Below are 12,726 nucleotides of genomic sequence, written 5' to 3' on the forward strand. Positions count from 1 at the left end.
AAGCCTGGTAGTTGGGAAGAGTTCCCACTCAAACCGATTTCAACGAAACACGCTTTTCGAGTTTGGCCGCTTCTTCCTTGCGCTCGCTATAACGGTCTGTGAGATGATCCGAGATGCCACGCGTCAGAAGTGTAAACTTCATCAGTTCTTCCATTACGTCCACTACGCGATCATAGAAGGATGAGGATTTCATCCGTCCAGCGTCGTCAAATTCCTGCCATGCCTTTGCGACGGATGACTGGTTTGGAATGGTGATCATTCGCATCCAACGCCCAAGAATGCGCATCTGATTGACAGCGTTGAAGCTCTGCGATCCGCCTGATACTTGCATTAATGCAAGCGTTCTGCCCTGCGTCGGACGAATTGCTCCACCCGGCAATGGAATCCAGTCGATCTGCGATTTCATGACAGCGCTCATGGCTCCATGACGTTCTGGACTGGTCCAGACTTGCCCTTCTGACCAAAGCATTGCCTCACGCAATTCTTGAACCTTTGGATGCTCTGCTGAACCGTCGTCTGGCAAAGGAAGGCCATTGGCATGAAAGATACGCGTTTCAGCGCCCATCGCATCGAGAAGACGCTGCGCTTCCAGCGTCAGAAGCCGACTATAGGAACGATCACGAAGTGAGCCATAGAGCAAAAGGATACGAGGCTTATGCTTTGGAAAGTCGGCGCGTAGTGCACCCACGTTGGGCAATGCGAAGGAATTCTGATCGAGGTTCGGCAGGTCCATGTCAGGGGGACTTTCTTTCATAGGTGATGACTTCTCCGTCCTCTTTGGTGAATGACGACACCGGGTTTTCCAGAATGTCGAGAACCAGTTCTGACGGACGGCACAGTTTGGTGCCAATTGGCGTTTCCACGATTGGACGATTGATCATGATAGGATGCGCCATCATGAAGTTGACCAGTTCATCATCGGTCAAGTTGAGATCGGACAATCCCAACTCGGCATATGGTGTGCCTTTCTCGCGAAGGAGTTGGCGAGGCGTCATCTGCATTGCTTGAAGCAATTCGACCAGTCGTTCTCGCGAAGGCGGATTTTGCACATATTCGATGACGACAGGCTCTTCGCCGCTGGCACGGATCAAGGCCAATGTGTTGCGAGACGTGCCACAGTTCGGATTGTGATAGATCGTAACTGACATCAGAGTTTTCCTGTTTCGGTGACTGGCTTTTGATTGGCACCGCGTTCGTACCAGCCCTTGGAGCGGTTCACGATCCAGACGACCGAGAGCATGACGGGCACTTCAACAAGAACGCCAACCACTGTTGCGAGCGCCGCACCAGATGAGAAGCCGAAAAGGCTGATAGCGGCTGCTACTGCCAGTTCGAAGAAGTTTGAAGCACCAATCAAAGCCGAGGGACCGGCGACGCAATGTTGCTCGCCTGAAATTCGATTCAACAGATAAGCGAGGCTAGAGTTGAAATAGACCTGGATAAGGATCGGGACAGCCAGCATCACAATGATCATGGGCTGTGCGATGATCTGCTCTCCTTGAAATCCGAATAGCAGAACAAGTGTCGCCAAAAGCGCAATCAGGGACAGCGGCTGTAGCATTCTGAGCATTGCTTCGAAAGCTCGTTCTCCACCGCTGGCGAGAATGCTTCTGCGCAGGATTTGCGCGATAATCACCGGAATGACGATATAGAGGACAACCGACAAAACGAGCGTATCCCACGGGACAGTAATTGCCGACAATCCGAGCAGTAGCCCGACGATAGGAGCAAATGCCACAACCATGATCGCATCGTTCAGTGCGACCTGCGACAGCGTGAAATGCGGCTCGCCCTTGGTCAGGTTGGACCAGACGAACACCATTGCCGTGCAAGGGGCGGCCGCCAGAATAATCAGCCCAGCAATGTAGGAGTCGATCTGGTCTGCAGGCAGATAAGGGCGAAATAACCAGCCAATGAACAACCAGCCAAGAAGTGCCATAGAGAATGGTTTGACGGCCCAATTGATAAAGAGCGTGACGCCGATGCCACGCCAGTGCTCAGTGACCTGTTTCAATGCGCTGAAATCGATCTTCAGCAACATGGGGATGATCATGAGCCAGATAAGAATGGCGACTGGAATGTTGACCCTGGCGACTTCAGCAGATCCGATTGCATGGAATACTGTCGGAAAGAAATGACCAAGAGCTACGCCAGAGACAATGCAAAGAGCCACCCAGACAGTCAGATAACGTTCGAATGTGGACATCAGTTATTCTCCACATTTGTCTGTGTGCTACCTTCCATGGTGCCTATTTCTTTCAGATGATTTTGAAGCGCCATGCGGTCTATCGTGGCGTGGGGAAGGCTCAGAAATGCTGATATCCGGTTCTTCAGAAAACGGGCCGCCTGCGCAAAGGCGCGCTGTTTTTCTGCGTCATTTCCTTCGGCAGCGGCAGGGTCCTCAACGCCCCAATGGGCTGTCATGGGATGGCCAATCCAGACAGGGCAGGCTTCTCCGGCAGCGTTATCACAGACCGTAAAAATGAAATCCATCTGAGGGGCGTCGGTACCTGAAAACACGTCCCAGCTCTTTGAGCTCAGGTTCTCGGTAGAATAGCCGAGAGCGTCCAGTTCCTTGATTGCGAGAGGATGAATGTCGCCTTTTGGCTGACTTCCAGCCGAATAGGCGTGAAATCGTCCTTCGCCATCCTTGTTCAGAATTGCCTCGCCCAAAATTGAGCGCGCGGAATTGCCCGTGCACAAGAAGAGCACGTTATAAACATGATCAGTCATTTGATTAGTCCGTTAGATGAGGGCCAAAATCATCGAGAATAGCTCATTGTGTTGCTGCTTTTGGTTCGCAGCAGGGTGTCAGGCTTTCAATTAAAGGCGCACAAAGTTTCGCATTGCCACCACAACAGTCGTTGATCATGAACAGGGTGAGGTCGCGGAACCGGTTGAGGTCCGCGCGATAGATGATCGATCGACTTTGTCGCTCACCCTTTACGAGACCAGAACGGGATAATGTCGCCAGATGTGCAGACATCGTGTTCTGCGGAACATCCAGAATGCGTGCAAGTTCACCTGCCGCAACGCCGTCAGGTTCATGCTTCACCAGCAGGCGGAATGTGTCGAGCCGTGTTGACTGAGCGAGGGCAGCCAGCGCTGCAATTGCATCTTCGTTTTCCATATATCCAGAATAGAGGATACATGGATTTAGTCAATCCATCTTGATGATCCTTTTTTGTAAATCTAGAATCTGGTCTGCCGCCTGAAAAGTGATCCTTTTCGAAGTATCGCATATGAGCCGAAGAAGGACATTGAAATGGCAGAGATTGAAGCTGTATAAGTAATTGATCCAGTGAAACGATTACCCAGCGGAACACACAAGGCGGAAGAGATCGTCACGAAGCTTCGTCAGGTTGACGTGCTGAATGCGCAGGGAAAATCGATGGCTGAGGCGATCCGATCGATAGGCGTAACGGAAGTCACATATTACCGCTGGCGCGCTGAATACGGTGGACTGAAGGGCGACCAGGTGAAGCGCCTGAAGGAATTGGAGACCGAGAACGCTCGCCTTCGCCGGGCAGTTTCCGATATGACGTTGGACAAGATGATCCTGACGGAGGCTGCTAGGGGCAACTTCTAAGTCCCGCCCGCCGCCGTGCTTGTGTTGATCATGTCATCGCAGAGCTGGGCGTGTACGAACGGCGGGCCTGCCTGGTTCTCGGCCAGCATCGTTCTACGCAACGTAAGGTCGCAAAGACACGAGATGACGAAGCGGCGTTGGTCGCCGAGATCACAACGCTCTCCCTCCAATATGGCCGATATGGATATCGCCGCATCAGGCGGGCTGGATCGTGAACGTCAAACGGGTCGAGCGGATATGGCGACGGGAAGGGCTGAAGGTTCCCTACAAGCAACCAAAGCGCGGTTGGCTCTGGCTGAACGGCAGCTCTTGCATTAGGCTTCGGCCGAAACGCCCCAACCATGTCTGGTCCTACCATTTTGTCGAGGACCGGACCATAATGGCTGGAAAATCCGCATGTTAAACGTGATTGACGAATTCACGCGAGAATGTATCGCCATCAGGGTCGAGAGAAGGCTGAAGGCTGTCAACGTTATCGATGTGCTCTCCGATCTCTTCATCCTGCGCGGCGTTCCTGCGCATATTCGTTCCGACAATGGCCTGGAATTTATCGCCAAGACTTTGAGGGAATGGATTACGCTTGTCGGTGCCAAGACGGCTTACATTATGCCGGGGAGCCCATAGGAAAACGGGTATTGCGAAAGCTTCAACTCCAAGCTCAGGGATGAACTGCTTAATGGAGAAATCTTTTACACGCTCAAGGAGGCGAAGATCATAATCGAGGGCGGGCGGAAACACTACAACACCGTGCGACCGCACTCATCCTTGGGCTACAAGCCGCCGGCGCCAGAAGCCTCTGTCTGGCCACCTCAAAACGGACCTGTATCAACGCCGACGCTAGCGATTAGTCCCAGCACGCACTAACATTAAACCCGCATCACCCGATGGGGGCAGACCAGTTCGGAGATGTACATAAGTCGAAAAGTCGTGTGGATATACATCTGCAATAGAATATCTCTATGATGCATTTATTCATGAGGTGTATTTATGCTTTAAAATTATTATTTATAATTTAACTTTTGTATATTCTTGAATGACATCAATTAAAACACTAACATTTTTAATTTAGAAAATGTTTATGCTGAAAAATGGTTCATCTTCTTTTAATAAGGTGTTTGGGGGTAATGTTAAACTGGCGTCTAAATGCCGTCGCGAAGTTTTCAGGAGTGGAGTATCCTGCCAGGCTACTGGCGCTTGAAACTCCGACTTCTCCCGACGCGAGAGCCTCATACGCGTTTTCGAGCCTCGCTTTGCGGATATATTCGAATACACTCGACCCTTCATGTAGCCGAAACAGATGCTGAAGTCCGCTGACATTGATCCCAGCAGCACGCGCGATTGTGGGCACGTTGAGCGACGCAGCCAAATTGGTCGCGATAAATTCCTTTGCTCTTGTAAGGCGTACCCCATCTTGCCGGGTCGAGAGACGACTGGATGAGTTGCTTGATGGTGACTGCGTAATCGCGGAAAGAGCCTCAGCAATGATCTCAACCGCCCGGCTTTCCAGAAAAAGTTTGCGTAAGCACGGAGCCAAATTGGTAGGTGCTACAATTTGATGGAGAAGCTCTATCGCGCGGGGCGTTACCGTCCAACGTTGACTGGCGAGGTGATTGCTAAACAGTTTTGTACCCGCTTCACTGTCCTCCAAACCGTCCATATCCAGCCACTCTGGTGAGGCCGTGACCACGAGATGCCGCAGCCTTTGGCCACCGAAGGAGCTACGTTGAAAACTCTCGGGGCGGGCATTCATAATCGCTGTTCCCTCGACTGCGCCCATCCGCGCACCGTCAAAATGGAATGGCCTGTCGCCCATTCTCATGTCAACCGCCCCATCTAGAAAAAAGATGCACGATAAGCCGGCAGATAATTGGGACGTGGCTGTGAATGGACGTCTTTCTAGAGCGTCGCTGACATGCAGGAAAAGACCGTTGCGCAGTTCTTGATGAATGAACCGTCCTTCAATCAGTGTATCTTCGGGGGAAAGTTTATCGTCAGGGCTTTCGAGTTGCACACCTTCGCGTTGCAAAAAATCGCGAACGCGCAGTTTGGTAGTTTCGGGCTTTGAACGAGAATGTCGCTCTCTCTTAGAGGGGCTCATGCCAAATAACTTTCAGAAGTCGCTGAGGTTCAAGGCTTTAAGCCGTGAGACAAGTTCATATGCCTTCATATTGCATCCCTGTACATTCCGCGCAGCTTCCAGAGATCTTTGTGCTTCCAACAAAGGTTTTTCTTTCTCTGTCAAAGCTTCCCCACTTGCAGAAAGGCTCACCCATTTTGTAATTCTACATTAATATGAATTTATAGGTCAAGTTTAATTCGATCATCGATGAAAGCGCCCTGAATTCAAAAATTTGTTATTGCATCATATGGATGGGAATTTCGTGAAATATGTTATCGTCGGTCAGTGGAACGCCTGCAAAGGACCAAGAGGATTATACGCACGGCTGGCGACGCTTCTTGTCGCTTCCACTGCGATTGGCATCTGTTGTATTGAAACGGCATTCTCTGAGGAACAGACAGTAAGTACGACGATACTGGGTACAATCACAATTGGCGGTGACAGTGAAAGCCTGACTGGACCTGATGATTCAATCATCGCTAAGCGAAGCAAGGCGGCTTCTAAAACTAACACGTCGCTTCTGGAAACGCCCCAGGCAGTCAGTGTCGTAACGCGTCAGCAAATGGATGCCCAAAGCGCCGACACGGTTCCGCAAGCGTTGCGTTATACGCCCGGTGTTCTTTCTGAAGCAAATGGTTACGACATACGATACGACTGGCTTCATATCAGGGGCTACAACACCTATGGCACAATTTGGATGGATGGCCTGGCACTTCCGGGAGATCCGAGCAGTTATGCAACACCAAGCGTGAATCCTTATGCCCTCGAAAGAATCGAGGTAATCAAAGGACCTGCTTCGGTGCTTTATGGTCGAACAATGCCAGGTGGTCTCGTAAATTACGTGAGCAAGTCTCCGCAGGCCACGCCGCATAATGAAGTTGTCATCGGCACCTCAGCTTTTGGTGGCATCCAGACTTCGGTGGATTCAACAGGGCCAGTTACGAAAAACGGCGATTGGCAGTACCGGTTTGTCGGTCAATGGCGCAATATGCATACGCAGATTGATCAGGAGCGCGATCGTGCTCTGATGTTTTCGCCGAGCCTGACCTGGAGCCCTTCCACGGAAACTTCGCTGACGCTATCTGGTTACTATCAGCGGGACCGTGCAATCTTCAATCCTCGATTTTACCCTGCGGTGGGAACATTGCTGCCCAATCCCCACGGCCAGATACCGCGTGATCTTTATCTGGGTGATCCAGAAGCAAATGAATTCAATCGGGATTTTTACACGCTAGGCTACGAATTTTCCCATGACTTCAACGAAACCTGGAGCGTGAGACAGAACCTGCGATATAGCCGGTCCTCACAGGATATGTTCCTCGTGCTCGTTAATCCGGCATTTGCGTATCAGCCGGATGGACATACGCTTAACCGCGCGTCAGGTGCTTCCGACGATAGACTGACATCGTTTACCGTCGATACTCAAGCTGAAGCACGTTTCAATACCGGAGAAATTGATCACACGGTGCTTCTCGGTCTCGAATACTTGCGCGCCACTTCAGACCGCAATTTCGGTAACACGACCGCAGGCGTTCCTCCAATAGACTATCTCAATCCCGTCTATGGTGGGGTATCCATTCCCTATCCTGCTTATTCGACTTCAGCATTGCAAAAACAGCAGCAACTGGGGGTATATGTGCAAGATCAGGTACGTTACGATCGCTGGGTGGGAACGCTGGGTCTACGTTATGATCAATCAGAAATATCGACCTTCAATCGCCGTGCAACACCAGATAAGGCATATGTTGAGAACAGCGAAGGCCAGATTTCTGGGCGCGCAGGTCTAACTTATTTGTTTGACAACGGCCTAGCCCCTTATGTGAGTTATTCAACCACATTCACGCCTTTACTCGGCGTTGATGCGTTTGATGAGCCCTACAAAGCCCAGCGCGCCGGTCAAATCGAGGTTGGTGTGAAATATGAGCCCTTGGGGAGTAACGGTATGATCGCCGTTTCGTTCTACAATCTTGATATTAAAAACGCGCTGACCCCTTATCTGACTACTGGGGTACAGACTGGCTACGTGCAGTCAGGAAAACAACGGGTTCGTGGAGTCGAGGTTGAAGGCAAGTTTGAGCTTACACGCGAGATTGAACTTCTTGGATCCTACGCGTACTCGGACTCAGAAATACTGGAATCCAATCTGGCTGTCGAACGGGGTCGCGAAATCCTCCGTTTGCCTGAACATCAGGCAAGCGTCTGGGCTAAATACAGCCCTATCTGGGCTTCTGGTCTTTCGGTGAGTGCGGGCGTGCGCGGCTGGTCATCCTATCAGACCGACAGCAAGTATCTAGAGAAATTACGTATCCCGGGGCAAATGCTTGTTGATCTCGGTGTCGAAATGGACTTCGGTAAAGTGAGAAAAGAGCTTGATGGCATGACACTGCGCGTCAACGCGACCAACCTGTTTGACCGTAAATATGTCTCTCACTGTCTAAATGACACCGGCGGCAGCTGTAACTATGGAGCAGGACGTGCTGTCAACGCCAGCCTGAAATACCGTTGGTAGAGCAGTTGGGCACCCATGTTCGCGCAATTCTCACACGATTATTGCTTATCATCGGGATTCTGCCGATTTTTCTTTTGGCTGATCTTATGGGGCCAGTTCGAGAGGCGACAGCGCAGATCGTGCTTGAGGATGCTGCGGGGCGGGAGGTTCGGCTGAACGCTCCCGCAAAACGAATTGTTTTTAACGAGAGCCTGCTTCTTCTTTCATTAGCTTTGATCGAAAACGATCCTGTTTCGAGGATCGCAGGGTGGGCAAATCCGCAGCGGATCGATAAGGGGGTGTATGCTTCTTTCCACAAGCTATTTCCGGAGATCGATAACATCGCAACAGTAGGTGCGCTACAGCCAACCGATACTTCGGTCGAGAGTATCCTCAGCGCGTCGCCAGATCTGTTTGTGATCAACCAGTGGCAAGCGGGTTGGGAAGATACAGTTGAACTGCTCAATGCGGCCGGAGTCCCCGTGATATTTCTGGACGGGCCAGTCAATGACAAGCGAAACCCCTTGGAATCTACGGCGTTCTCCGTTGAACTACTCGGAAAGGCGATCGGGCGTGTAAAACAAGCCGGGGAATATACGGCGTTCGTGCGCCAGCGGTATAGATCGATTACCGAGCGTCTAAAAAATGTTTCAGAGCACCCAAAAGTGCTGGTTGACGGTTTTGCTAATGCCACGTGCTGTTCCACGCCTGGGCAAAACAATCGAATGACCCAAAACATTGTCTTGGCCGGAGCAGTGAGTATCGGTGCAGACGTGGTTTCTGCCTATGAAGGCAGACTCAGTCCAGAATACGTGCTTGAAACTGACCCACAGATTTACATTGCGACAGGCGCACCAAACTTATCGCCAGACACGAGTTTGATTGTAGGGGGCGGTGTTTCCAAGGAAACCGCGCTCGCATCACTTCGCAATGTCGTTTTCAACAGTATTCGTCGCAATCTTACAGCGGTGAGTGAACGACGCGCTTTCGGTATATCGCATCAGGTGTCTATTTCGGCACTGAATGTTTTGATATTCGAGTGCTTTGCGAAATGGGCGCATCCAGAAATATTTGCAGACATTGATCCCAATGCGACGCTTGCCGAAATAAATCGGCGCTTTCTCGCGGTGCCGATAGAGGGAACATTTTGGGTGGGCCTTGACGACGAAATGACAAAAATCGAGCCCGTAGCTCAATGACGGAATTATAAAACAAACAATTTGCAGCTTCTGCCATTGTTGAGTTGCCCCCACCCTGGCCTTGTCGTCAACAAGCTGTGTGATCATATGCTCGAACATGACGGGGAAGCTGAGCGCGAAGGTGCTGGAACGCTTTTGCGCATGAGATCCGCCAGCACACGGTTTGTTACAAAGGCGCGCAAGCGCGTATCGATTTATGAGCGTCAAATCTGGAAGACATTTATTTCATTCGTACGGCAGTTGTTTCCCATGTAATGGAATTTGCAAGTGAGACAGCGCCAGTTATCATCTGGCGTGACGATGGTGACGACCTTGAACGTTCACCAAATTTCCGTAAACTCGAGGTGCAGTCGATATGCGATATTACTCCGCATATGCGACGCATTACCTTTCATTGCGACGATGCAGTAAGGTATGCCATCAACGGCCTCATACTGTGGGCAAATCCTGAGCTAAGGCCAGATATGCTTAAGTACACACTGCGCTCGGTCGACGTTGATACCGGACTTATCGATATTGACTTTATATTGCATAACAATGCTGGACCTGGTTCAAACTATGCAGCTCAAACGCGCGTGGGTGATGAGCTCAGTGTGATTGGCCCGGGTGGCGGCGGTCTGATAGATGCTCAGTGGTATCTGTTTGCCGGAGATGAAACAGCTCTGCGCGTAATTGCGCGCATGCTGGAGTATCTACCTGCATCTGCCAGCGGCTATGCCTTTATAGAAGTCACAGATGAAAGTGAAGTCCAGTCACTATTCTTTAAAGCCGCAATAAAGGCGAATTGGCTTTGCCGCGGTCGTGCTGCAGCGCGAACCAGAAGTTTGCTTCAGGGTGCGATATGAAGTGTGAGAATGCCGGATCTCCAAATACGCCGATATGTTTGGGCGGGCTGTGAGTACGATGCTTTCTGCTCCATCCGCATCTACCTTCCTGGTGAACAAAAATTGGATAAGGCAGAACATCTCGTCGTTCCCTACTGGCGCAGGGGTGTCGACGACCATAGTTGATCGACGGCATCTTCAATGTTTACGATAAAGAGACTTATAAACCGAACGACAATTAATTCTCTCTTATGGAAGGAGATGTCGCTTGAGTAGAGCCTCAAGCCAGTCAGCGAAGACCTGTAACCGTCGTGAGAGATGTTGGCGATGGGGATAGAGCAGTGTCATGGGCATAGGTTGGGCGCGGTGTCGTGGCATTACTTCGATCAGATCACCTGCTTCTAAATGATTGTGCACATCATATGCTGGGATTTGGATCAAGCCGAGACCAGCTAAACAACAAGCGATGTACGCTTCCGCACTATTTACTGTAATACGCCCAGGCAGATGCACCGCGTGAAGCACATCATCTTCTAGCCATTCCCAAGGTTCAACCCGACCGCTTGATGGGGATGAATAGTTAATTGCCAAATGGCTTGCGAGTTCGTCCGGTGTGTGAGGTCTGCCATAGCGCTTTAAGTAAGCTGGGCTGGCAACATTGATTAGAGGCAGCTTGCCAATTGAACGCCCGATAAGGCCGGAGTCGCTTAGTGGGCCGACACGCAAAACGCAGTCAACACTGTCCTCTATCAGGTTCACTGCACGATCCGTTACCCCGAAATCAATGTCGATCTGCGGATAAAGATTAAGAAAATCTGGCAACGCAGGCGCTATTATCAGACGACCGATACGTCCCGGAACATCAACGCGGAGCTTTCCGGATGGCTGTGCTGCTGCTTGTCGAAAGAGACTTTCGGCATCTTCGACATCGGCTATGACCCGCTGGCAGCGTTCGTAAAATGCCTCACCATCGTGTGTCGGAGAGACTTTACGGGTCGTGCGGTGAAGCAGTCGTGTGCCGATACGCCCTTCCAACTCCTGAATTGCCGCCGAGACTGAAGACCGCGGAATGGAAAGCGTATTGGCGGCACGTGTGAAACTTGAACACTCGACAACACGAGTAAAAATTCGAAATAGGTCTATCCGGTCCAATCGCCCTAATTCCTCAATTGTATCGGTTTTCTGACAAGTGATGTCAGGATGCACATCTTTATCTTGAATGTATAGACGATACATTCCTCCAACGAAAGTGACCGAGGTCGCCATTGGGCATAGGAGGCTATTCATGACTGATCACAGCATCAAAGGTAAAACCGTCTTTATCGCTGGCGGTGGCAAAAACCTTGGCGGCTTGCTTGCACGCGATTTTGCCGCTCACGGTGCCAAAGCAATCGCTATTCACTACAATAGCGTTGCGAGCAAGGCAGATGCAGAAGCTACCGTAGCCGCTGTAAAAGCCGTTGGCGCTGAAGCAATCGCCTTTCAGGCCGATCTGACAACGGCCGATGCTGTCGAAAAGTTGTTTACAGACGCTGTAGCGTCAATCGGTCGTCCAGACATCGCGATTAATACGGTCGGCAAAGTGCTTAAAAAGCCGATTTTAGATATTTCGGAGGCTGAGTACGATGAAATGAGTGCAGTTAACGCTAAGGCCGCATTTTTCTTTATTAAAGAAGCAGGCAACCATCTCAATGATAATGGTAAGCTTTTGACGCTGGTCACCTCGCTATTGGGTGCCTTCACGCCATTTTATGCGAGTTATGCAGGTACCAAGGCCCCCATTGAGCATTTCACGAGGGCAGCCTCAAAGGAGTTTGGCGGTCGCGGCATCTCGGTCACAGCAATCGGACCTGGCCCGATGGATACGCCGTTTTTCTATCCGGCTGAAGGAGACGATGCGGTTGCTTATCACAAGACCGCTGCGGCACTGTCAAATTTCTCCAAAACAGGTCTCACCGATATTGAGGATATTGTTCCTTACATCCGCTTCATGGTTTCAGATGGCTGGTGGATGACCGGTCAGACTATTCTGGTCAATGGAGGGTATACGACGAAGTAAAAAATAGGGGGCGGTTTATCGAATTGGTCAGACCGCCCATTCGCTTTGGTTTATCAAGACCATATTGAAAACGAAGAATTGCAATGGATTATTTGCGAAAAGATCTGGGTATTTAGTTGGAAAACCCACAGAAAAGCTTTCGGAAACTATTTGAATTGCGGCATGAATCGGTCCCGCAAGTCAGGCTTGGTAGAACAGATCCGTCCACAATGTAGAGATTGTCTGATTCTCGCAGATGCAATTGAGCGTCCACTACGGACAACTCATTCTTGCCCATGCGACAGGTGTCTGAAGGATGGTGATGGGCAATTCGCCGCGACTGGTCGGATGTTTAACACCAAACAGCAATGAATAAGCGCTGGCCGTTACGGGAGCAGTGAAGCATTCCGACGAGATCGCGCGACGCCGTAACCAACAACGATTTCGGGTTGGCCATCCGCGGAAAAGT

The 12,726-nt window shown here is 50.7% G+C and carries 11 protein-coding genes and 2 pseudogenes; 5 read left to right on the forward strand and 8 right to left on the reverse strand.

The window, feature by feature from the left end; translation table 11 throughout:
• Positions 1 to 28: 28 nt before the first annotated feature.
• Genes arsH through CES85_RS22235 form a run of 5 tightly spaced genes read right to left on the reverse strand, consistent with a single transcriptional unit; the run spans position 29 to position 3,130 of the window.
• Positions 29 to 754 carry an arsenical resistance protein ArsH gene (arsH, locus tag CES85_RS22215; protein ID WP_095448039.1) on the reverse strand — a complete coding sequence of 242 codons (726 nt, stop codon included), beginning with the start codon at positions 752 to 754 and terminating at the stop codon, positions 29 to 31.
• Positions 735 to 1,148 (reverse strand): arsenate reductase (glutaredoxin), encoded by a 414-nt coding sequence (gene arsC / locus CES85_RS22220; RefSeq protein WP_095448040.1) that lies wholly within the window; start codon positions 1,146 to 1,148, stop codon positions 735 to 737. The genes arsH and arsC overlap by 20 nt, the downstream gene beginning before the upstream one ends.
• Positions 1,148 to 2,206, reverse strand: a complete 1,059-nt coding sequence (arsB, locus tag CES85_RS22225) for an ACR3 family arsenite efflux transporter (protein ID WP_095448041.1) — start codon at positions 2,204 to 2,206, stop codon at positions 1,148 to 1,150. The genes arsC and arsB overlap by 1 nt, the downstream gene beginning before the upstream one ends.
• Positions 2,206 to 2,733, reverse strand: a complete 528-nt coding sequence (locus CES85_RS22230; RefSeq protein ID WP_095448042.1) for an arsenate reductase ArsC — start codon at positions 2,731 to 2,733, stop codon at positions 2,206 to 2,208. The genes arsB and CES85_RS22230 overlap by 1 nt, the downstream gene beginning before the upstream one ends.
• Before the next feature lie 43 nt (positions 2,734 to 2,776).
• The gene (locus CES85_RS22235) at positions 2,777 to 3,130 is read right to left on the reverse strand and encodes an ArsR/SmtB family transcription factor (RefSeq protein ID WP_095448043.1); all 354 of its coding nucleotides are present in this window, start codon (positions 3,128 to 3,130) and stop codon (positions 2,777 to 2,779) included.
• 171 nt (positions 3,131 to 3,301) lie between these two features.
• Here CES85_RS22235 and CES85_RS22240 point away from each other — a divergent pair.
• Positions 3,302 to 4,453: pseudogene (locus tag CES85_RS22240) on the forward strand (IS3 family transposase).
• Between the two features lie 229 nt (positions 4,454 to 4,682).
• On the opposite strand, the gene CES85_RS22245 reads toward CES85_RS22240, so the two are convergent.
• Positions 4,683 to 5,687, reverse strand: a complete 1,005-nt coding sequence (locus CES85_RS22245; RefSeq protein WP_095448044.1) for a helix-turn-helix domain-containing protein — start codon at positions 5,685 to 5,687, stop codon at positions 4,683 to 4,685.
• Between the two features lie 283 nt (positions 5,688 to 5,970).
• Between CES85_RS22245 and CES85_RS22250 the strand changes: the two genes are divergently transcribed.
• The 3 genes and pseudogenes from CES85_RS22250 to CES85_RS27860 all read left to right on the forward strand — a co-directional run bounded on the left by CES85_RS22250 (position 5,971) and on the right by CES85_RS27860 (position 10,405).
• Entirely contained in the window at positions 5,971 to 8,217 is a 2,247-nt protein-coding gene (locus tag CES85_RS22250) for a TonB-dependent siderophore receptor (protein ID WP_244923356.1), read from the forward strand.
• A gap of 5 nt (positions 8,218 to 8,222) precedes the next feature.
• Positions 8,223 to 9,395, forward strand: a complete 1,173-nt coding sequence (locus CES85_RS22255; protein ID WP_244923357.1) for an ABC transporter substrate-binding protein — start codon at positions 8,223 to 8,225, stop codon at positions 9,393 to 9,395.
• A 374-nt stretch (positions 9,396 to 9,769) separates the two neighbouring features.
• Positions 9,770 to 10,405, forward strand: a pseudogene (locus tag CES85_RS27860) (siderophore-interacting protein).
• Positions 10,406 to 10,468: 63 nt separating this feature from the next.
• Here the strand turns inward: CES85_RS27860 and CES85_RS22265 are convergent.
• The gene (locus CES85_RS22265; protein ID WP_095448812.1) at positions 10,469 to 11,371 is read right to left on the reverse strand and encodes a LysR family transcriptional regulator; all 903 of its coding nucleotides are present in this window, start codon (positions 11,369 to 11,371) and stop codon (positions 10,469 to 10,471) included.
• A gap of 133 nt (positions 11,372 to 11,504) precedes the next feature.
• Here CES85_RS22265 and CES85_RS22270 point away from each other — a divergent pair, with 133 nt between their 5' ends.
• The gene (locus CES85_RS22270; RefSeq protein ID WP_095448047.1) at positions 11,505 to 12,278 is read left to right on the forward strand and encodes an SDR family oxidoreductase; all 774 of its coding nucleotides are present in this window, start codon (positions 11,505 to 11,507) and stop codon (positions 12,276 to 12,278) included.
• A gap of 112 nt (positions 12,279 to 12,390) precedes the next feature.
• Here CES85_RS22270 and CES85_RS27865 read toward each other — a convergent pair whose 3' ends face one another.
• The gene (locus tag CES85_RS27865) at positions 12,391 to 12,555 is read right to left on the reverse strand and encodes a GMC oxidoreductase (protein WP_095448048.1); all 165 of its coding nucleotides are present in this window, start codon (positions 12,553 to 12,555) and stop codon (positions 12,391 to 12,393) included.
• Positions 12,556 to 12,726 lie beyond the last annotated feature (171 nt).

The sequence above is a fragment of the Ochrobactrum quorumnocens genome (assembly GCF_002278035.1).
GTDB lineage: Bacteria > Pseudomonadota > Alphaproteobacteria > Rhizobiales > Rhizobiaceae > Brucella > Brucella quorumnocens.

Coding starts and splice junctions, on each gene's coding strand:
- arsB (WP_095448041.1), bottom strand. CDS start 2,206: ATGTCCACATTCGAACGTTATCTGACTGTCTGGGTGGCTCTTTGCATT.
- CES85_RS22245 (WP_095448044.1), bottom strand. CDS start 5,687: ATGAGCCCCTCTAAGAGAGAGCGACATTCTCGTTCAAAGCCCGAAACT.
- arsC (WP_095448040.1), bottom strand. CDS start 1,148: ATGTCAGTTACGATCTATCACAATCCGAACTGTGGCACGTCTCGCAAC.
- CES85_RS27865 (WP_095448048.1), bottom strand. CDS start 12,555: ATGGGCAAGAATGAGTTGTCCGTAGTGGACGCTCAATTGCATCTGCGA.
- CES85_RS22235 (WP_095448043.1), bottom strand. CDS start 3,130: ATGGAAAACGAAGATGCAATTGCAGCGCTGGCTGCCCTCGCTCAGTCA.
- CES85_RS22230 (WP_095448042.1), bottom strand. CDS start 2,733: ATGACTGATCATGTTTATAACGTGCTCTTCTTGTGCACGGGCAATTCC.
- CES85_RS22270 (WP_095448047.1), top strand. CDS start 11,505: ATGACTGATCACAGCATCAAAGGTAAAACCGTCTTTATCGCTGGCGGT.
- arsH (WP_095448039.1), bottom strand. CDS start 754: ATGAAAGAAAGTCCCCCTGACATGGACCTGCCGAACCTCGATCAGAAT.